At 64.8% G+C, this 20,013-nt stretch carries 20 protein-coding genes and 1 pseudogene; 17 read left to right on the top strand and 4 right to left on the bottom strand.

Features of this window, described 5'->3' with window-relative positions; all coding sequences use genetic code 11:
* Positions 1-33 precede the first annotated feature (33 nt).
* From AS031_RS17505 to sucD, 3 genes are all read left to right on the top strand, one after another.
* A complete protein-coding gene (locus AS031_RS17505; protein ID WP_228379665.1) occupies positions 34-750 on the top strand; it encodes a hypothetical protein in 717 nt (238 codons plus the stop codon).
* Positions 751-974: 224 nt separating this feature from the next.
* A complete protein-coding gene (sucC, locus tag AS031_RS17510) occupies positions 975-2,144 on the top strand; it encodes an ADP-forming succinate--CoA ligase subunit beta (protein WP_058269447.1) in 1,170 nt (389 codons plus the stop codon).
* 11 nt (positions 2,145-2,155) lie between these two features.
* Positions 2,156-3,058, top strand: a complete 903-nt coding sequence (sucD, locus tag AS031_RS17515; protein ID WP_058269448.1) for a succinate--CoA ligase subunit alpha — start codon at positions 2,156-2,158, stop codon at positions 3,056-3,058.
* 176 nt (positions 3,059-3,234) lie between these two features.
* Here sucD and AS031_RS17520 read toward each other — a convergent pair whose 3' ends face one another.
* On the bottom strand, positions 3,235-3,717 hold the full coding sequence (locus AS031_RS17520; protein ID WP_058269449.1) for an SRPBCC family protein: 483 nt from the start codon (positions 3,715-3,717) through the stop codon (positions 3,235-3,237).
* Positions 3,714-4,073, bottom strand: coding sequence for an ArsR/SmtB family transcription factor (locus AS031_RS17525; RefSeq protein ID WP_058269450.1), 360 nt, complete (start codon positions 4,071-4,073; stop codon positions 3,714-3,716). Before AS031_RS17525 ends, AS031_RS17520 begins: the two co-directional genes overlap by 4 nt.
* Positions 4,074-4,245: 172 nt before the next feature.
* Between AS031_RS17525 and AS031_RS17530 the strand changes: the two genes are divergently transcribed.
* From AS031_RS17530 to AS031_RS17570, 9 genes are all read left to right on the top strand, one after another.
* The gene (locus AS031_RS17530; protein WP_058269451.1) at positions 4,246-4,650 is read left to right on the top strand and encodes a tautomerase family protein; all 405 of its coding nucleotides are present in this window, start codon (positions 4,246-4,248) and stop codon (positions 4,648-4,650) included.
* Between the two features lie 174 nt (positions 4,651-4,824).
* Complete coding sequence (iolC, locus tag AS031_RS17535) at positions 4,825-5,853, top strand: 5-dehydro-2-deoxygluconokinase (protein WP_058269452.1); 1,029 nt, start codon at positions 4,825-4,827, stop codon at positions 5,851-5,853.
* Complete coding sequence (locus AS031_RS17540) at positions 5,850-6,785, top strand: Cgl0159 family (beta/alpha)8-fold protein (protein ID WP_058269453.1); 936 nt, start codon at positions 5,850-5,852, stop codon at positions 6,783-6,785. The genes iolC and AS031_RS17540 overlap by 4 nt, the downstream gene beginning before the upstream one ends.
* A gap of 29 nt (positions 6,786-6,814) precedes the next feature.
* Positions 6,815-8,764: a 3D-(3,5/4)-trihydroxycyclohexane-1,2-dione acylhydrolase (decyclizing) gene (gene iolD / locus AS031_RS17545; protein ID WP_058269454.1), complete on the top strand. Its 1,950-nt coding sequence runs from the start codon at positions 6,815-6,817 to the stop codon at positions 8,762-8,764.
* A 44-nt stretch (positions 8,765-8,808) separates the two neighbouring features.
* Complete coding sequence (locus tag AS031_RS17550; protein WP_058269455.1) at positions 8,809-10,323, top strand: CoA-acylating methylmalonate-semialdehyde dehydrogenase; 1,515 nt, start codon at positions 8,809-8,811, stop codon at positions 10,321-10,323.
* Positions 10,324-10,346: 23 nt separating this feature from the next.
* Positions 10,347-11,258 (top strand): sugar phosphate isomerase/epimerase family protein, encoded by a 912-nt coding sequence (locus AS031_RS17555; RefSeq protein ID WP_058269456.1) that lies wholly within the window; start codon positions 10,347-10,349, stop codon positions 11,256-11,258.
* A 30-nt stretch (positions 11,259-11,288) separates the two neighbouring features.
* Complete coding sequence (locus tag AS031_RS17560; RefSeq protein ID WP_058269457.1) at positions 11,289-12,302, top strand: Gfo/Idh/MocA family protein; 1,014 nt, start codon at positions 11,289-11,291, stop codon at positions 12,300-12,302.
* A gap of 39 nt (positions 12,303-12,341) precedes the next feature.
* Positions 12,342-13,217: a sugar phosphate isomerase/epimerase family protein gene (locus AS031_RS17565; protein ID WP_058269458.1), complete on the top strand. Its 876-nt coding sequence runs from the start codon at positions 12,342-12,344 to the stop codon at positions 13,215-13,217.
* Positions 13,214-14,650 (top strand): sugar porter family MFS transporter, encoded by a 1,437-nt coding sequence (locus tag AS031_RS17570; RefSeq protein WP_058269459.1) that lies wholly within the window; start codon positions 13,214-13,216, stop codon positions 14,648-14,650. The genes AS031_RS17565 and AS031_RS17570 overlap by 4 nt, the downstream gene beginning before the upstream one ends.
* A gap of 52 nt (positions 14,651-14,702) precedes the next feature.
* Here AS031_RS17570 and AS031_RS17575 read toward each other — a convergent pair whose 3' ends face one another.
* Positions 14,703-15,152, bottom strand: a complete 450-nt coding sequence (locus AS031_RS17575; protein ID WP_058269460.1) for a MarR family winged helix-turn-helix transcriptional regulator — start codon at positions 15,150-15,152, stop codon at positions 14,703-14,705.
* Between the two features lie 164 nt (positions 15,153-15,316).
* On the opposite strand from AS031_RS17575, the gene AS031_RS17580 reads away from it, so the two are divergent.
* The 5 genes from AS031_RS17580 to AS031_RS17600 all read left to right on the top strand — a co-directional run bounded on the left by AS031_RS17580 (position 15,317) and on the right by AS031_RS17600 (position 19,013).
* Positions 15,317-16,540 carry an MFS transporter gene (locus AS031_RS17580; RefSeq protein WP_058269461.1) on the top strand — a complete coding sequence of 408 codons (1,224 nt, stop codon included), beginning with the start codon at positions 15,317-15,319 and terminating at the stop codon, positions 16,538-16,540.
* A 184-nt stretch (positions 16,541-16,724) separates the two neighbouring features.
* A complete protein-coding gene (locus AS031_RS17585; protein WP_058269462.1) occupies positions 16,725-17,153 on the top strand; it encodes a DUF6188 family protein in 429 nt (142 codons plus the stop codon).
* A gap of 83 nt (positions 17,154-17,236) precedes the next feature.
* On the top strand, positions 17,237-17,752 hold the full coding sequence (locus AS031_RS17590) for a DUF4265 domain-containing protein (protein WP_082642043.1): 516 nt from the start codon (positions 17,237-17,239) through the stop codon (positions 17,750-17,752).
* A 144-nt stretch (positions 17,753-17,896) separates the two neighbouring features.
* Entirely contained in the window at positions 17,897-18,583 is a 687-nt protein-coding gene (locus tag AS031_RS17595; protein ID WP_074447012.1) for a DUF2625 family protein, read from the top strand.
* A 142-nt stretch (positions 18,584-18,725) separates the two neighbouring features.
* Positions 18,726-19,013 (top strand): hypothetical protein, encoded by a 288-nt coding sequence (locus AS031_RS17600; RefSeq protein WP_141688860.1) that lies wholly within the window; start codon positions 18,726-18,728, stop codon positions 19,011-19,013.
* A gap of 559 nt (positions 19,014-19,572) precedes the next feature.
* Here AS031_RS17600 and AS031_RS19590 read toward each other — a convergent pair.
* A pseudogene (locus AS031_RS19590) lies at positions 19,573-19,849 on the bottom strand (recombinase family protein); the annotation flags it as partial.
* Positions 19,850-20,013 lie beyond the last annotated feature (164 nt).

Genomic DNA, 20,013 nt, shown 5'->3' on the forward strand with positions numbered 1-20,013 from the left:
CCGTCGTCCGCCTGAAGCCCGCCATGAAGCATAATGGAGGCCATGCGACGGACTGTATGGGGGATGCTCGCCGCCCTGCTGCTGGTGGGTGCCACGGCCTGCAGTGTCACCACTGAGGACCCTGACTACGTTCCGCCGGCGCCACTGGCGCCCCTGGAACAGCTGAAACAGGCCGCCCTGGCCAACCCCGGCGATTTCACCAACGGTGACGACGTCCTGTCCTTTGCCACGGAAGACCGGAACATCGTCTGCTCCCTCACCTCGGCCCGCGGCGAGCACGTCAACCTGCCGTACGAGCCGAACAACTTCAGCGACACTGCCAACAACAAGCTCGCCACGGTGCCCGTTGCCCACTGCGAACTGGCCGCATACCCGCAGCCGGCCCGGGAGGACGTCAAAGACGACTGCGCCGGGACCAACCTCGGCTACTTGGGCGGCGTGGCCTTCCTGACCCCGGACAGTGCCCGGTACGGCGAATGCCGCTCCGGGCTGACGCTGACCGAAGCAACCTACGGGTCCAACGGCAGCAAGGCCGGGCCCCTGCAGCAACTGCACGTCCTGGCCGACGGACAGAACCTCGAACGCAACGGGCTGCGCTGTTCGGCCTACAACGGCGGCGTGGCATGCGGAAACGTCTCGGCAGGGGTGGGGTTCTTCGTTTCCGGACAGAAATATGAACTCTTCGCCCCGGTCGCTCCCGGCCCGGCGGGCAGCCCTCCGGCGCTGGCAGAGCCCTCAAAAACCCCGTAATTCCGCGGTTTTTCTACGCTCCATAGAATAGTGTCGTTACTCACATAAGAGGTAGTCTGGGACGGCCCGGTCCTCCCAAAGGACTAGAGTTCCCCATGGAGCATTACGCCGCGTGGCTCGTTTCCAGACAGGCCGCCGGTGCGTGCAATCCGCAGCCCGGTCACCCTCATATCGTTGGTGTCCGGCTGTAAAGAAACTACTTCGACGTAGAAGGACACTAAACCGTGGACCTGTTTGAATACCAGGCGCGCGATATGTTCGAGGCGCACGGTGTACCCGTGCTGGCCGGCATCGTGGCGCACACCCCTGAAGAAGCAAAGGCAGCTGCCGAAAAGATCGGCGGCGTTACTGTCGTCAAGGCACAGGTCAAGGTTGGCGGCCGCGGCAAGGCCGGCGGCGTCAAGGTCGCAAAGTCCGCTGATGAGGCACTTGAGCACTCCACCAACATCCTGGGCATGGACATCAAGGGCCACACCGTCAACAAGGTGATGATCGCCCAGGGTGCGGACATCGCCGAGGAATACTACTTCTCCGTCCTGCTGGACCGGGCCAACCGCAACTACCTGGCCATGTGCTCGGTTGAAGGCGGCATGGAAATCGAACAGCTCGCCGTCGAACGCCCCGAGGCCCTGGCGAAGATCGCCATTGACCCCGCGGTCGGCATCGACCAGGCCAAGGCCGACGAAATCGTCGCAGCCGCCGGCTTCGCTGAGGAACTGCGCGGCAAGGTCGCCGATGTCATCCTCAAGCTCTGGGACGTCTTCAAGAAGGAAGACGCCACCCTGGTGGAGGTCAACCCGCTCGTCAAGACCGGCGCCGGCGACATCGTCGCACTGGACGGCAAGGTCTCCCTGGACGAGAACGCCGAGTTCCGCCACGCCAAGCACGCCCAGCTTGAAGACAAGGACGCCGCAGATCCGCTTGAGGCCAAGGCAAAGGCGCAGGACCTCAACTACGTCAAGCTCGACGGCGAAGTAGGCATCATCGGCAACGGCGCAGGCCTGGTCATGTCCACCCTGGACGTCGTTGCCTACGCCGGCGAAAACCACGGCAACGTCAAGCCCGCCAACTTCCTGGACATCGGAGGCGGCGCCTCCGCAGAGGTCATGGCCGCAGGCCTGGACGTCATCCTGGGCGACGAGCAGGTCAAGTCCGTGTTCGTCAACGTCTTCGGTGGCATCACCGCCTGCGACGCGGTCGCCAAGGGCATCGTGGGCGCACTGGCCGAGCTCGGCCACACCGCCAACAAGCCGCTGGTAGTCCGCCTCGACGGCAACAACGTCGAGGAAGGCCGCCGCATCCTGAACGAGGCCAACCACCCGCTGGTTACCCTGGCCGCCACCATGGACGAGGGCGCCGACAAGGCCGCCGAGCTCGCCAACGCAGCTAAGTAAAGGGACGCACCATGTCTATCTACCTCAACAAGGACTCCAAGGTCATCGTCCAGGGCATCACCGGCGGCGAAGGCACCAAGCACACCGCCCTGATGCTCAAGGCCGGCACCAACATCGTGGGCGGCGTCAACGCCCGCAAGGCCGGCACCACTGTCCTGCACGGCGACAAGGAAATCACCGTCTTCGGCACCGTCAAGGAAGCCATGGCGGAAACCGGCGCGGACGTCTCCATCGTCTTCGTCCCGCCGGCATTCACCAAGGCAGCCGTGGTTGAAGCCATCGAGGCAGGCATCGGCCTGGTCGTGGTCATCACCGAAGGCGTCCCGGTCCAGGACTCCGCCGAATTCTGGGCACTTGCCCAGGCCACGGTAGACGCCGACGGCAAGCAGGTCACCCGCATCATCGGACCGAACTGCCCCGGCATCATCACCCCCGGCGAAGCACTGGTGGGCATCACCCCCGCCAACATCACCGGCAAGGGCCCCATCGGCCTCGTGTCCAAGTCCGGCACCCTGACCTACCAGATGATGTACGAACTGCGCGACCTGGGCTTCTCCACGGCCATCGGCATCGGCGGCGACCCCATCATCGGCACCACCCACATCGACGCCCTGGCCGCCTTCGAGGCTGACCCCGAAACCAAGGCCATCGTCATGATCGGTGAAATCGGTGGCGACGCCGAAGAACGCGCAGCCGACTTCATCAAGGCGAACGTCACCAAGCCGGTTGTCGGCTACGTGGCCGGCTTCACCGCCCCCGAAGGCAAGACCATGGGCCACGCGGGCGCCATCGTCTCCGGTTCCGCCGGAACCGCCCAGGCCAAGAAGGAAGCCCTCGAAGCTGCCGGCGTGAAGGTCGGCAAGACGCCGTCCGAGACCGCCAAGCTGCTGCGCGAGGTCTACGCAGCCCTCTAGGGTCCCACCCGCCGCAAAGCGGCACCTCCGCCGTCCTTCGGGACAGCGGGGGTGCCGCTTTTTGCTGTTAAGGCAGTGTTGCCAAGCACGACGGCGGTCCCGCGCCCGGGCGCCCACGGCCGCCCGCCGCCGTCGTGCTGCTGCTCCGTCGTCGCTGGGCCTTGGACCTGGTCCTGTCAGACTTTGGCCGCGTTGAGCAGTTCGTCCAGCCGTTCATACCCTTCCGTCATGCCACCCTCCATGCCGGACTGTGCCATGCCGTCCCGCGCTTCCAGGCTGGGGTAGACCGAGTGCCCGCGCAGCCTGCACCGGCCGCCGCCGAGGTCCTCGAACGTCATGTATTCCAGGCTCACGACATCGGGGTACCCGCCGAATTCGAAGGTCTGCAGGGCAAATTCATTCTCGCGGACGGTGTGGAAGACACCTTTGAACTCGTAGGGGATGCCCTCAGTGCCGGTGTGGATGTACCGGTACGTTCCGCCGCTGCGGAAGTCGTAGTGGTCCATCTCCATTTTCATGCCGCGGGGCCCGAGCCACTGGGTTATCAGGTCCGGCTCCTTGTGGGCGCGGAACACATCCGCGACGGGGAAGTCGAACTCGCGCTCGTAGTCAATGAAGGGCAGGCCTTCGGGAACCGTCAGTTTCAGGGGATTGTTCATGATGTGTCCTTCGACGTGGCGCCGCTTCGCCCGGCGCTGGATTGAAGCACGGCATCCAAGGTGCGGAACTGCGCCTCGCGGACCAGCCGGTATTGGTCGATCCACGCCGTCAGCGCCTCGAGCCGTGCGGGGTTCAGGTGGACGGGCCTGCGCTGGGCATCCCGGGTCCGGGTGACCAGTTGAGCCTGCTCGAGTACCTGGATGTGCTTCGAGACCGCCTGTTTGGAAATCTCGAAAGGCTCCGCCAGTTCATTCACGGTGGCCGGCCCCCGGCTCAGCCGGGCGATGATGCTTCGGCGCACGGGGTCGGCCAGGGCCAGGAAGGCCACGTCCAGTGCCGCGTCGTCGGGCCCCATGCCGTTCCCTGCTTTCCGAATGGACCAGCTCTGTAAACAACCAATCAGTTGATCAACTGATTGGTTGTTTAAGGGTACTGCTGCACTCGGCGGTCGGCAAGGAAAATCCTTGTCTTTGTCGACAGCAGTTTGTTAGTATGTCAGTACAAACCCTTCAAAAGGAGATCATTCCATGCCCCTGGTTCGCATTGACGTTAACGAAGGCCGCAGCCCTGAGGAGCTGCAGCGGCTCAGCCGCGGAATCCACGATGCCATCCTTGCCGAGTACGGCATTCCGGAACGTGACTACTTCCACATCCTCACCGAGCACCCGAGGGGCCAGATTGTGGCGCAGGATGCCGGGCTGGGATTCGAGCGCACCGGGGGAGTGGTGATGATCCAGATCTTCACCCAGGGCGGCCGTTCGCAGGATGCCAAGCAGAGCCTCTTTGCCGCCGTCGCGAGCAAGCTGTCCGCCGAGGGGGTGGCCGGCGAGGACGTCTTTATCGGGTACGTCGAAAACACTGCCGGTGACTGGTCCTTCGGCTACGGAAGGGCGCAGTACGTTACGGGCGAGCTTGCGGTTCCCAGGAAGTAGCATCGCGCAAAATTAGCGCGCTCCAAAGTGTTGTAAGTATGTCAGTACAAACCTTTGACAGGACAATTTATCTAAGGCAAAGTAGTGCTTGTGGCCCACACCACGGCCTGCCAGTCCCAGGAACAGCCGCCCTCAAAGGTTCACCGTTCCACACCAGAAAGGTCCACGATTCCCGTGACCCACGAGCTTCTTACGATCGGGCGCATCAGCGTTGATATCTACCCGAACGACATCGGGGTTGGCCTGGAGGACGTCAACTCCTTCGGCAAGTACCTCGGCGGTTCGCCCTCCAACGTTGCTGTTGCTGCCGCCCGGCACGGCCGCCGCACGGGCGTGATCACCCGCACCGGCGACGACGCATTCGGCACCTACCTGCACCGTGAGCTGCACAAGTTCAACGTCGACGACGCTTACGTGACACCGGTCAAGGACTGGCCCACAGCGGTCACCTTCTGCGCCATCAAGCCCGCTACGGACGAGTTCCCGCTCTACTTCTATGGCCGGTTTCCGACGGCGCCGGACCTGCAGATCAAGGCCGAAGAGCTGGACCTCGACGCGATCCGTGAAGCCCGCATCTTCTGGTCCACGGTGACCGGGCTGTGCCAGGAACCGAGCCGTTCCGCGCATATCGCCGCACACGAGGCACGCCCCCGCGCCGAACTCGCTGAGGGCCAGTTCACCATCCTGGACCTGGACTACCGGCCGATGTTCTGGGCCTCCGAGGAGGAAGCCCGGGCCGAGGTCGCGAAGATCCTGCCGCATGTCACTGTCGCGATCGGCAACGATAAAGAGTGCGCCGTGGCTGTCGGCGAAGGGACTCCGGACGAGCAGGCGGACCGCCTGCTGGCCGCCGGCGTTGAAATCGCCGTCGTCAAGCTCGGCGCGGAGGGCGTGATGGCCAAGACCCGCACCGAACGCGTTGTCTCCGCGCCGGTCCCGGTGGAAACCCTCAATGGCCTGGGCGCCGGGGATTCCTTCGGCGGAGCTTTCTGCCACGGGCTGCTGTCCGGCTGGCCGCTGGAGCAGGTCCTGGACTACGCCAACGCTGCGGGCGCGATCGTCGCCTCCCGCCTCTCCTGTGCCGATGCCATGCCGACGCCGGATGAGGTCACCTCGCTGCTGGCAGAACGGGGCCGTGCCGTCCCGGGCAGCGCCACGGGCACCACCACCGCCGCGCTTGCCACCGAAGGAGCAGCACTGTGACGCTCACCCCCGTGACCACCGACCACGCCGTGGACGACGATCCCCGCCGCTATGAGCACCTGAGCACCATCCGGCTGGAGGACCCGGACGCCGTGGCCCGGGCGGCCAAAGCGCGCCGCCGCCACCCCGGGCTGAAGGCCGGCCGGCAAAACTTCATCGTTGCCGCCGACCACCCGGCCCGTGGCGCCCTGGCCGTCGGCAGCGATCCGGTGGCCATGGCCGACCGCCGGCAGTTGCTGGACCGGCTGCAGATCGCCCTGGCCAATCCTGCGGTGGACGGCATCCTGGCCTCCCCGGACATCATGGATGACCTGCTGCTGCTGGGTGCCCTGGAGGGCAAGCTGGTGTTCGGTTCGATGAACCGCGGCGGCCTGGCCGGGTTGGTCAACGAGTTTGATGACCGGTTCACCGGCCACACCGCCGCCGCCCTCGAAGCGTTGGGTGCGGACGGCGGCAAGATGCTGACCCGAATCTGCCTGGGCGACCCGGACACCGTGGCCACCCTGGAAGCTACAGCCAAGGCGATTGATTCGCTGGCCGAGCGGAAGCTGATCGCCATGGTGGAGCCGTTCCTCTCGGTCCGGGAGAACGGCCGGGTCCGCAACGACCTGTCTACCAACGCGGTGATCAAGTCCATCGGGATTGCCGAAGGGCTGGGGTCCACCAGCGCCTACACCTGGATGAAGCTGCCGGTCGTGGCCGAGATGGAACGCGTCATGGCGGCCACCACGATGCCCACCGTCCTGCTGGGCGGCGACCCGGACGGGACCCAAGACGAGGTGTTTGCCACCTGGGGCGCCGCGCTGTCGCTGCCGGGCGTTCAGGGCCTCACGGTGGGCCGTACCCTGCTCTATCCCGCGGACGGGGACGTCGCCGGCGCTGTCGCCGCGGCCGCCTCGCTGCTGCACCACACCACAGAAGCATCGGAGTAACCGCCATGGGCACAACAGGAACGCGCAGGATGACGGTGGCGCAGGCCGTCGTCGAATATCTTTCCCAGCAGTACACCGTGGACACGGTGGGCGGCGTTGAGTACCGGGAGCGGCTGATCCCGGGCACGTTCGGGATTTTCGGTCACGGCAACGTGGCCGGTGTGGGCCAGGCGCTGAAGCAGTACCAGCAGCAGGATCCCACCCTGATGCCGTACTACCAGGGCCGGAACGAGCAGGCCCAGGTCCACCAGGCCGTCGGCTACGCCCGGCACACCCGCCGCCGCCAGACCTACGCGATCAGCACCTCGATCGGCCCGGGCTCGTCCAACCTGCTGACCGGCGCCGCCCTGGCGACCACCAACCGTCTTCCGGTGTTGCTGCTGCCGTCCGACACGTTCGCCACCCGCGCGGCGGACCCCGTGCTGCAGCAGCTGGAGCAGCCGTACGCGTACGACATCACCGTCAATGACGCGTTCCGGCCGTTGTCCAAGTTCTTCGACCGGGTCAACCGGCCCGAGCAGCTGTTCTCCGCGTTCCACCACGGCCTGCGCGTCCTGACCGACCCGGCCGAGACCGGTGCGGTGACCATTTCGCTGCCGCAGGACGTCCAGGCCGAGGCCTTCGACGTCCCGGTCGAGTTCCTGGCCGAGCGGGAATGGCGGATCCGCCGCCCCGACGCGGACGACGCCGACATCGCCCGCGCCGTCCAGGCGATCAAGGCCGCGAAGCGTCCGCTGATCATTGCCGGCGGCGGTGTCCTCTACGCCTACGCCAACGATGAACTGGCGAAGTTCGCCGAGCTGACCGGGATCCCGGTGGGCAATACACAGGCTGGCGTCGGTGTCCTGCCCTGGGACCACCAGCAGTCCCTCGGCGCCATTGGTTCTACGGGCACGACGGCGGCGAACGCCATCGCGGCCGAGGCGGACCTGATCATCGGCATCGGCACCCGCTACGAAGACTTCACCACCGCGTCCCGCACCGCGTTCCAGAACCCGGACGTGCGCTTCGTGAACATCAACGTCGCCCCGATCGACGCGTACAAGCACGGCACCACGCTGCCGATCGTCGCCGACGCCCGCAAGGCGCTGGTCAAGCTCAACGCAGCCCTGGGCGGCTACCGCGTTGGGGCCGACCTGAAACAGAAGATCGAGGCGGAGAAGCAGCGCTGGGACGCCACCGTGGACGAGGCCTTCGACACCCGCTACACCCCGCTGCCGGCGCAGAACGAGATCATCGGCGCCACCAACCGGGCCATGGACGCCCGCGACGTCGTCATCTGCGCGGCGGGGTCGCTGCCCGGTGACCTGCACAAGATGTGGCGGGTCCGCGACCCGTTCGGCTACCACGTGGAATACGCTTACTCCTGCATGGGCTACGAAATCCCCGGCGGCCTCGGCGTCAAGCGGGCAGCGATCGCCGAAGCGGCAAGCACGACGGCGGCAGGCGGGGAAAAAGCGCCGGCGCGGGACGTCGTCGTGATGGTAGGGGACGGCTCCTACCTGATGATGCACACCGAACTGGTCACCGCCGTCGCCGAACGCATCAAGCTGATCGTGGTCCTGATCCAGAACCACGGCTACGCCTCCATCGGCTCGCTCTCGGAGATGCTTGGTTCGCAGCGGTTCGGCACCCAGTATCGTGCCCTGAACGAAGAGCAGCACAGCTTCGACGAGGGTGAAACCCTCCCGGTGGACCTGGCCCTGAACGCCGAATCCCTCGGCGTGAAGGTGGTCCGGATCGAACCCGGCGAGAAGGTCATCGCCGAACTCGAACAGGCCATCCGCGACGCCAAAGCAGCCCCCGAAGGGTCCGGCCCGATCCTGATCCACGTCGAGTCCGACCCGCTGCTGGACGCCCCGTCCTCCGAGTCCTGGTGGGATGTTCCCGTTTCCCAGGTCTCCGAGCTGGACTCCACCAAACAGGCCTTCCAGACCTACGTCGACCACAAGTCCCGCCAGCGCAAGCTGCTCGGCTGACCACACTCCGCACGTCCCCTTCGATCCACTCAAGGAAGAGTCCCATGACTGCCACCACCACCGAAACTGCCGTGATCAACCACTTCATCAACGGCGCCGAGACCGCCGGCGAGGGCGACCGGACCACCCCCGTGTACAACCCGGCCACCGGCGCCGTGACCGGCGAACTGCGCCTGGCCAACCGTGCCGACCTCGACGCCACCGTCGCCGCCGCCCGGGCCGCCGCCGATAGCTGGGGCGACATTTCCCTGGCCAAGCGCACCGCGGTGCTGTTCAAGTTCCGCGAACTCGTCGCCGCCCACGTGGACGAACTCGCCCAGCTCGTGACGGCTGAGCATGGCAAGGTCCTCTCCGACGCCAAGGGCGAGATCGGCCGCGGCCTGGAAGTCATCGAGTACGCCTGTGGCATCCCCACCCTGCTCAAGGGCGACTACTCGGACCAGGTCTCCACCGGCATCGACGTCTTTTCCTTCCGCGAACCCCTCGGCGTCGTCGCCGGGATCACGCCGTTCAACTTCCCCGTCATGGTCCCGCTGTGGATGGCCCCGATGGCCATCGCCACCGGCAACGCCTTCATCCTCAAGCCCTCCGAACGCGACCCCTCCGCCTCGCTGCTCCTCGCCAAGCTCTGGAAGGAAGCCGGCCTGCCGGACGGCGTGTTCCAGGTCCTGCACGGCGACAAGGAAACCGTCGACGGGCTGCTCACCCACCCGGACGTGGACGGCATTTCCTTTGTCGGGTCCACCCCGATCGCCCAGTACGTCCACGAGACCGCCACCAAGCACGGCAAGCGCGTCCAGGCACTCGGCGGGGCGAAGAACCACGCCATCATCCTTCCCGACGCCGACCTCGACAACGCCGCCGACCACCTCGCCGCCGCCGCGTTCGGCTCCGCCGGCGAACGCTGCATGGCCATCTCCGTCGCGGTCGCCGTCGGAGACGCCGCCGACGCCCTCGTCGCCAAAGTCCAGGACCGCGCCGAAGCCGTCAAGGTCAACAACGGCACCGAACCCGACGCTGAAATGGGCCCGGTGATCACCCCCGCCTCCAAGGAACGCATCCTGCGGATCGTCACCGAAGCCGAAACCGCCGGCGCCGCCATGGTCGTTGACGGCCGCGACCTCGTGGTCCCCGGCCACGAAGACGGCTTCTGGGTGGGCCCCACCGTGATCGACCACGTCAAGACCGAAATGACCGCCTACCAGGAGGAAATCTTCGGACCCGTCCTCGTCGTCGTCCGCGTCGACACCCTCGAAGACGGCATCAAACTGATCAACGCCAACCCCTACGGCAACGGCACCGCCATCTTCACCTCCTCCGGCGCAGCAGCCCGAAAGTTCCAGCGCTCCGTCACCGTCGGCATGATCGGCATCAACGTGCCCCTGCCCGTCCCGGTGGCCTACCACTCCTTCGGCGGCTGGAAAGCCTCCCTCTTCGGCGACAAGCACATCTACGGCCCCGAAGGCGTCTCCTTCTACACCCGCGGGAAGGTCATCACCTCCCGCTGGCCCGAAACCCACCACGCCTCCGGCGCCTCCTACAACTTCCCCTCCAACTGACACCCGAGAGAGACAACGCTGTCATGACTGAGAACAAGCTGATCATCGGCACGGCCCCCGATTCCTGGGGTGTCTGGTTCCCGGACGATCCCCAGCAGACGCCGTGGGAGCGCTTCCTGGATGAGGTGGCCGAATCCGGCTACAAGTGGATTGAGCTCGGCCCGTACGGCTACCTTCCCACCGACCCCACCCGCCTGGCCGAAGAACTGAAGCAGCGCGACCTGCAGATCTCAGCCGGCACCGTCTTCACGGCTTTCCACCGCGGACTGGACCAGTGGGAGACCGCCTGGGAGCCCGCCCGCCAGGTGGCCGAACTGACCGCCGCGATGGGCGGCGAACACATCGTGGTCATCCCCGCCATGTGGCGCGACGACGTCACCGGTGAGGCCGTGGAAAGCGGCACCCTCAGCGACAAGGCATGGAGCGACCTGTTCGCCGGGCACAACCGCCTGGGCAAGACCCTGCTGGAGGACTTCGGCCTCAAGCAGCAGTTCCACTCCCACGCCGATTCCCACGTGGGTGCGCAGGCGGACATCGAAACGCTGCTCGGTGCCACGGACCCGCAGTACCTCAACCTCTGCCTGGACACCGGCCACGCCGAATACTGCGGAGCATCCAGCCTCGAACTGATCAAGAACTACCCGGACCGGATCGGCTACCTGCACCTGAAGCAGATCAACCCGGACATCCTCAAGAAGGTCAACGAGGAAAACATGACCTGGGCAGCCGCCAACCTGGCCGGCGTCATGACCGAACCGCCTAACGGCCTGCCGGACCTGCGCGCCGTCATCGAGGCCGTCGAGGCCCTGAACCGGCCCATCTTCGGCATCGTGGAACAGGACATGTACCCCGTCGCCTTCGACGTGCCCATGCCCATCGCCAAGCGCACCCGCAACTACCTGCTGTCCTGCGGCTCCCGCACCGCTGTCAGCTGACACCCCTTACAGACCCCGAAGGACAGAACAATGACTGAAACCCTCCGCGTAGCCGTCATCGGTGCCGGACGCATGGGCGCCGACCACATCCAGCGCCTCCACAAGCGCATCCACGGCGCGGAAGTTGCCGCCGTCGTCGACGTTGACCTGGCCCGCGCCCAGGCCGCCATCGAAGGCATCCCCGGCGCCGTGGCACTCGCCGACGCCGAGGAAGCGCTGAACAACGGCGACGTCAACGCCGTCCTGATCGCCACGCCCGGTTTCCTGCACGAGGACATCCTCCTCAAGGCCCTCGCCAGGGACATCCCCATCCTCTGCGAAAAGCCGCTGACCCCGGACGCCGAGTCCTCGCTCAAGATTGTCGAGGCTGAGGTCGAACTTGGCCGGAAGCGTATCCAGGTGGGCTTCATGCGCCGCTTCGACGCTGAGTACGCCGCCCTGGGCTCCATCATCCGCAACTCCGAATTGGGCGAGCTGCTCATGCTGCACCACCAGCACCGCAACCCCAGCACCCCTGAGGGCTTCACCAACGAGATGCTGATCAACGACTCCGTGGTCCACGAGTTCGACGCCATCCGGTTCTTCACCGGCGAGGAAATCACCAGCGTCCAGGTCCGCCTCGGCAAAGCCACCAGGAACGCACCCAGCGGACAGCACGATCCCCAGCACGTCCTGCTGGAAACCGAGTCCGGTGTCCTGGCCGACGTCGAAATCTACGTCAATGCCAAGTTCGGCTACGAGGTCGCCACGCAGGCTTCCTTCGAGGACGGCATCGTCAGCATCGGCGGCGACAAGGGCCCCTACACCCGCAGCGCCGGCCGCTGGGGCGGCAACGTCACGCCCGGCTTCGAGGAGCGCTTTGGCGCGGCGTACGACGTCGAAATCCAGTCATGGGTCGACGCTGCCCTCAAGGGCGAGATCGGCGGCCCCTCCGCCTGGGACGGCTACGCCACCGCAGCCTGCTGCGAAGCCGGCGTCGAAGCCCAGAAGAACGGCGAGAAGGTGGCCGTCAAGCTGGCCGCCAAGCCGGACCTCTACCGTTAGACCCTTCCAGCCGCCCAGATCCACAATGGAGTGTTTTCCGTGAAAATCGCACTTGACCCCACCCCGTACCACCACTCGCACAGCCTGCTCGAGTTTCCCAAGGTGGTGGCGGACCTTGGCTACAAGTACATGCAGATGACCCCGCACCCGGACTTCATCCCCTTCTACAACCATCCCAAGGCTGACGACGAACTGGTGGGACAACTGAAGAAGGCCTGCACGGACGCCGGCATCGAAATTGCCTCCATCCTGCCGGTACTCCGGTGGTCCGGTCCGGACGAGGATGCCCGCGAAGCTGCTGTCCGTTACTGGAAGCGGGCCATCCAGATCGCCGTGGACCTGGGCGTCAGCACCATGAACACCGAGTTCAGCGGCCGCCCGGAGAAGGCCGAGGAGTCAGAACGGGCCTTCTACCGGTCCATGGAGGAACTGGTGCCGATCATCGAGCGGGAAGGCATCGACCTGCTGATCGACCCGCACCCTGACGACTTCGTGGAGGAAGGCCTCGCTGCCATCCGCGTGATCCGGGGCGTGAACTCGAAGAACGTGGGCATGGTCTACGTGGCCTCGCACAGCTTCCACATGAAGGACTCCCCATTGGAGATCATGCGCGCGGCGGGGGACCGGCTGCGCCTGGTCCATGTGGCTGACACCATGGACCACCACGCCTCCCACGGCCTGCGCTACATCACCAACCCGCCGGGCAACCCGGTCCGCGTCCACCAGCACCTGAAGGTGGGCGACGGCGATGTGAACTGGGACGAGTTCTTCGGCGGCCTCAAGGAAATCGGCTTCCTGGACCGCGAGGACACCGTGATGGTGTCCAGCGTCTTTGCCGAGGATGAGAACGCCGACGAGGTGTCCCGGTACCAGCTGGACACCATGAAGCAGTACGTGCAAAAGGTGAGTGCATGAGTTCCCCTGCGCATACCCCGGCGGCCAAGGAGGCCAGGCCCGGCAACCACCACAAGGCGTTGCGGACCGTCACCATCATCTCCACTTTTGGAGGCCTGCTCTTCGGCTACGACACGGGCGTAATCAACGGTGCCCTCCCGTACATGCAGGAGGACCTGGGGCTGACCCCGCTCACGGAAGGCCTGGTCACGTCGTCGCTGCTGTTCGGCGCGGCCTTCGGCGCACTGTTCGGCGGCCGCCTGGCGGACCGCAACGGCCGCCGTCGGATGATCATGGTCCTGGCCGTCATCTTCCTCGTCGGCACGCTCGCCTGCACCTTCTCGCCGAGCACCGAGGTGATGATCGCGGCGCGCTTCGTGCTGGGCCTGGCGGTGGGCGGCGCCTCGGTCACCGTTCCGGTGTACCTTGCCGAAGTCTCACCCAGCGCCCGGCGCGGACGGATCGTCACGCAGAACGAGCTGATGATCGTCACCGGGCAGTTGCTTGCCTTCATCTTCAACGCCTACCTCGGCAACACCTTCGGCGAATCCGGCGGCATCTGGCGCTGGATGCTGGTGATCGCCACCCTCCCCGCCATCGCGCTGTGGATCGGCATGAACTTCATGCCGGAAAGCCCCCGCTGGCTGGCGTCGATGGGCAGTTTCGGTGAGACCCTCAGCGTGCTGCAGCGGATCAGGTCGCAGGAGGAGGCCCGCCGGGAGTTCGAAGAAGTCAAGGCCATGGCCGTGGAGGACTACAAGTCCAAAATGGGGTCATGGAAGGACCTGGGCATTCCGTGGCTGCGGAGGATCTTCTTCGTGGGCCTGGGGCTGGCGGTGATCCAGCAGATCACGGGCGTGAACTCCATCATGTACTACGGGACGCAGATCCTGTCCGAGTCCGGCTTTGGCCGGGAAGCTGCCCTGACCGCCAACATCGCCAACGGTGTGATCTCCGTGCTGGCCACGTTCGTGGGCATCTGGCTGCTGGGCAAGGTGGGGCGCCGGAAGATGCTCATCACCGGGCAGGCAGGCACGACGACGGCGCTGCTGCTGATCGGCCTCTTCTCGCTGATCCTGCCGGAGGGCTCCGTCCGGGGTTTCGTCATCCTGTCGCTCACGGTGACGTTCCTGGCCTTCCAGCAGGGTGCCATCTCGCCGGTCACCTGGCTGATGCTGTCCGAGATCTTCCCGCTGAAGATCCGCGGGCTGGGCATGGGGGCGTCGGCCTTCGTGCTCTGGATCGTGAATTTCCTGGTCGGTTTTGGTTTCCCGCAGCTCCTGGCGGCCATCGGGTTGTCCAACACGTTCTTTGTGTTCGCCGTGCTTGGCCTGGGAGCCATCGCGTTTGCGGCCAAGTACGTTCCGGAAACCAAGGACCGCAGCCTTGAGGACCTTGAGCATTACTTCAAGAACGTCGCCGGGCAGAAAGCCGGGACCGCCGGCGCATCCTGAAGCCACGGCCAAAGAAGCCCCTCCGGAGTGTTCCGGAGGGGCTTCCTGCGTGTCAGGCGGGGACCTGCAGCCCGGGCAAAGCGTCCACCAGGGGCGCGAGTTCAGGCAGGGCACGGGCCTGGTCCAGCGCGCGCTCCAGCGTGGCATCGTGGACGGGGCGCGCCTCGGCGAGCAGTTTGCTGCCGCCGGGAGTGAGCTCGGTGTAAATGCCCCTGCGGTCGTCGTCGCAGAGGATCCTGGTCAGCAGGCCGCGGTCCTCCAGCCGGTTCACCAGCCGCGTGGTGGCACTGGGACTGAGCGCGGTGGCCCGAGCCAGCTGCTGCATTCGCATGTGCCAGCCGTCCTGGCGGCTGAGCGCGTCCAAGACCGTGTATTCCACCACTGACAGCTTTGACCCGGCCTGCAGCGACCGTTCCAGTTCGCCTTCGATCAGTCCGTGCAGGGCCGCCAGGGTTCGCCAGCCTTGCGCTCGGACCTCGACGGCGTCGTCCTTGATGCCCATGGTGCTCCTTCCGGGACGGGGCCAGGGGAAGGTCCCCTGGCCCACAAAGTAGTTGCTTGCGCGGTATATTTGCTTGTGCAACAATAAATACCGCGCCTGCAACTATTTTAGGCGCGATGCCGCGGCGCAACAACCCAACCCACACAGCTCAAAGGAGCATTGACATGCCTGTTGGCCTGATAGCCCTAGCCCTCGGCGGGTTTGGCATTGGACTTACCGAATTCGTGATAGCCGGCCTCCTGCCGGATGTTGCTGCAGACTTCGGCGTGAGCGAAGCCTCCGCCGGATGGTTCATCTCCGGTTACGCGCTGGCCGTGGTGGCGGGGGCCCTGGGGCTCACGGCGGCAGTGACCCGGCTGCAGCGCAAACCGGTGCTCGCAGGACTCCTGGTCCTGTTCATCGCGGGCAACCTGCTCTCAGCCACCGCCTCCGACTACTGGCCCATGATGCTCGGCCGGGTGCTGGCTGCCCTGGCGCACGGCGCCTTCTTCGGCATCGGTGCGGTGGTGGCCGCCGCCATGGTCCCGCCCAGCAGGAAGGCCGGCGCCATTGCCCTGATGTTCACCGGACTGACGGCAGCCAACGTCCTGGGTGTCCCGTTCGGAACCCTGCTGGGCCAGGCCGCCGGGTGGCGCGCCACGTTCTGGGCCATCACCGTGATCGGTGTGCTGGCGCTCGCCGGAATCCTGGCGCTGGTGCCCCGCCAGGCAGGGGAGGCGGACAAAGCTGGAAGCCTCCGCTCGGAGCTGCTGGCCTTCCGGTCCGGGCAGGTTTGGCTGTCCATCGCCGTCACCATCCTGGGCTTCGGCGGCATGTTCGGCGCGTTCACCTACATCGCCTACACACTGACCGAGGTCTCCGGGTTCGCCGCCTCCACCGTCCCCTGGCTCCTCATCGTGTTCGGCGTCGGACTGTTCGCAGGCAACACCCTGGGTGGCAAGGCCGCGGACCGGAACGTGGACCGCACCCTGCTGGTGGTCCTGGCCGTCCTTGCCCTGGTCCTGGTGGGGTTCGCCCTGGCAGCGGCCAACCCGGTGCTGACTGTGGCCTTCCTGGTCCTGATGGGCGGCTTCGGCTTCGCCACGGTCCCGGGCCTGCAGATGCGCGTGATGAAGTACGCCCCGGGAGCACCTACCCTGGCCTCGGGTGCCAACATCGGTGCCTTCAACGTGGGCAACGCCCTGGGCGCCTGGCTGGGCGGGGTCACCATCACCGCAGGCTTCGGATACACCTCGCCCATCTGGGCCGGAGCCGTCATCACACTGGCGGGCGTGGCCGTCATGGCCTTCGCTGCGGCCGCTGCCAAGCGGAGCGAAACCCGCATCGACGCACCGTCCGAAGCCCCGGACGATGCGGCGGCTGAGGCCGCAGGCGTGGTCCGCGTCTGAACCACCCGCCAGGGACCGAGAAGTGGTCGGCCGGGCCCTGGCCGGTACGTTGCCGCGCACGAGAGGGGATCGGCTCACGGGGACTCCTTTGGTACTGGACGCCGTGGGGAACCCTACCCGCTTTGGGATGCCGGCCCCTGGGCAGGGCTAAGGTGGAGCGGGGCGTAGTAGGAAGGGGGCCGTTGTGGCATATGTTCCGGCGTCCTTGAACGGGGCTCAGAGATTCGAGGGTTACTGGCTTCTCGAGGTGAGTGGGCAACTCATCCTGCAACTCGTCCTGGATTTCCAGGTGACTCTGGTTCTCGAACGTCTCAGAATCACCATTGAGGAGAGCTTCGTTCTTGAGCACCCCGATGGTACTTCTCATGTAGTCGAACCGGGCGGTGATTTCGATCAGCTCAGTCCCGTTCTGCCGCTCTCACGCTCCCAGGTGGTTGCTGAGGCAAGAGCCTTCGACGACGGACGACTTGAGATTGCCATCCAGGACGGCTTCCGGCTGAGTGTGGTGCCGGAACCCAAGTCGGCGTACGAAGCTTGGAACGTCACTGGTCCAGGCGGATTACTGATCGTGTCTACGCCCGGAGGTGGGCTAGCCTTTTGGAGCAGCTCGTAGAAGAACCCCCCTACCCGTCGCCGCTGGGAAAACCTACCCCGTGGCGCGGTCTCATCGAACGGTTCCTTGGGTAGTCTCAGCTCGTGACTGATTACCGGCAACATCCCGGCGTCGTGGCTCACTGGCGCGATGCTTTGCTCCAGCCCCTTCCAGAAGCCCAGGAAGCGCGAGACACCATATGGTTTGCGGTACCACTTGAACCTGACGTGGAGCAAACATGGGAGGGACTTCGCGGTCGCTTGGAAGCGGACGGCACTGCGACTGTTCTAGGAGTCCCCGCTTATCTCTACGACCTCAATTTCGGCGACCGCGTGAGCGTGATGCGATCCGCTGAGAATGCGCTCGTTGCCACTGGTGTGGAGCACGACGCTCTCAATTTCACATTCAGAGTCCAACTGAATTTCGAGGAACCCAACACATCGCAACTCCTGGCCGCTGAACTTGCCGAGAATGGCTGCCTAATCGATTTCATCTCCCCGCAGTTCTTCGCCATATCCTGCGATGAGGCTCAAGCGCAGGAAGTCGCCGACAGGCTGTTCGCACTGGAACACGACGGCGTCCTTCATTACGAGACTGGTCGAACGCAGCAGTTGGGGTAGGCACCCGATCGACCGACTGTCCGGTGGAGGATCCTTCAGCGTGCGCATGGAGGGGATCAGAGCGCCGCCGGAACGTGCGCGGCTGGCCTGTCATTCCGGGAGTCGCGGCAACCGGGCAAGCGCGACCTGTGACAGCATCTGTTTATGACTCCAACACGATCTGCTGATGAGCTTCTTGGCGTCGATTCTCCCGCGTGGCCATGGCTGGAAACGCTCTTGGCTGACGCGGTCGTCGACTTCAAAGTGTTGTCAGCGGACGACACGTCGAAAAGGAACGTTCTCTTCCGTCTACAGCTGACAGCCGCGTCGACGCTGGGAGCAATTGCGTCGAACTGCGCGGCTATCGCCATCGATCACGGATGGGTACGCATTCTCGGCGCTGGCGCCGATGGAATCGAGGACATTGCTACAGTAAACGCTTTAGGTGAGCCCGATCATCGTGCAGCGCCCCCAGGTCATCTCGTCATCGCTTACGACGTTCTGGGTGGTTTCTTCGCTATCAATCACGATGATCTTCCTGCCGAGCCCGGTGAAGTCTGCTATTGGGGTCCGGACACTCTGGAGTGGACGCCCCTCGGAGCTGGCTACACGGCATTCGTCGAGTGGCTCGTGAGGGGCGGAGCTACGGAGTTCTACCGCGAGCTGCGATGGCCGGGATGGGAAGAAGAGGTCGCCGCTCTGTCCCTCGACGAGGGCATCAGCGTCTACCCGTTCCTCTTCACAGAAGAGGGGCGGAACATTGCGACGGCGGCAAGAAAGGCCGTGCCCTTCCGGGAACTGCTCTATCTGAACGAACACATGGCCAAAAGCCTCAGCGCGAGATCAGAATGAGCGCCAACTGGCATCCGGTGAGCGATCCCTCAACGGGCAAACCGACAGACAGTTCGGGTCTTCGTAGTATTTCCCTCATGGCCCTAGTTGACCTTTCATTCTGCGCCTCGGATCTCCAACGCGCCCACGTAGTGGCTGGACGATGATGATGAACAATCACAACATCCGCCTTGCCAAGAAGGTGCTGGAGGCCATCAAAAATCTAGAGAACGGGACCACCACGCTTGCTGAAACCCAGTCAGTCCTGGAGAACGTTGCCCCTCTCTTTGAGAACGACGGTTCAGGCGTAGAGCATGCCACGCGTCTCGCTGCAGCTGATCTTGATGCGATCCAGTTCACCACCCTGCGCGACGAGCAAGTGCCGGCAGCGATTTTCCGCCTCGACAATCTGCGTACTGCCGTCCAGCTCGCAGACATCGATCCTGCCTGAAGCGTCCCGATGAACGATCCCCGACGCGGCCCGCAGCCCGAGTCAACGTGTCTCGCAACCTGGGCGCCTCGAATCCCTAGGGTTACGAGACATTTTCTTGCGTAGCGTATAGAGCACCCTCAATGGGCAATTTTTAGGGCGAGGGTATACGGGACACCTAGCGGCTCAGCAGTTCGAGCCAGCTATCCCAGGGTATGTCGGTCTTTCGTGTGAGACTGTGATCGTAATTGAGCGAGCAGTGAATCTCATACTCCACCTACGGTGAAGAACAGGTACAGATACCCGAGGCCTAGGGCTAGGCTGGCCGCAATCTTTAGGATGGGATACCAGAATCATGGAGCTACTCGTAGGAAGCCTTGTTGCGGGAATCGCCGTCCTTATCGGTGTTCTCCTGATCGCAAAGCGCAAAGCGTTCAGCAAATTGATGGAAGACTCTCAACGATCAGCGTTTGGCAAGGCGGGCACCAAGTTGATGGGGCGGCCAGAACCTGGGTACATGGTCGTCGCGGGGCTAGGTGCTGTCCTCATTGGAGTGGCGATAGCGATTGTGCTGATAACCCGCTGAATTCGTATGTCGGTCGTTGAGTCCGGAGGGGTCGGCCGCCAAGGTCCTTCCGGCATCTCTTCGTTTGATTATGGAATCAGTGACGCGTTCGCGCTTGATCTCGTGTTCCATCTGCGCGAGGGCGGCCATGATTGTGAACAACATAGAGCCCATCGGTGTTGCTGTGTCGACGTCGCCTCCCGCCCAGGTTCAGGACGCTCAGGCCGGCGCCCCTGCTGCGGAGTTCGTCGGCGAAGGCAAGCATGTTCTGGGTGGATCGCCCGAGCCTGTCCTACGAAGAGTAGCCAGGTGAGAAACGTACGGCTGTCTTCTCATCTGCGCTCTGTAACCTCTGCCGGCCTGAAGTTTAATCTGCGAGCTGCCACAGCTTTGCATAGAACAGAGCCCCGCGCAGTTACGTTCCCCAGCTCGTTGCGCGGAATAGAGCCCACGTAG

Origin of the sequence: Pseudarthrobacter enclensis, assembly GCF_001457025.1 — a bacterium.
GTDB lineage: Bacteria > Actinomycetota > Actinomycetes > Actinomycetales > Micrococcaceae > Arthrobacter > Arthrobacter enclensis.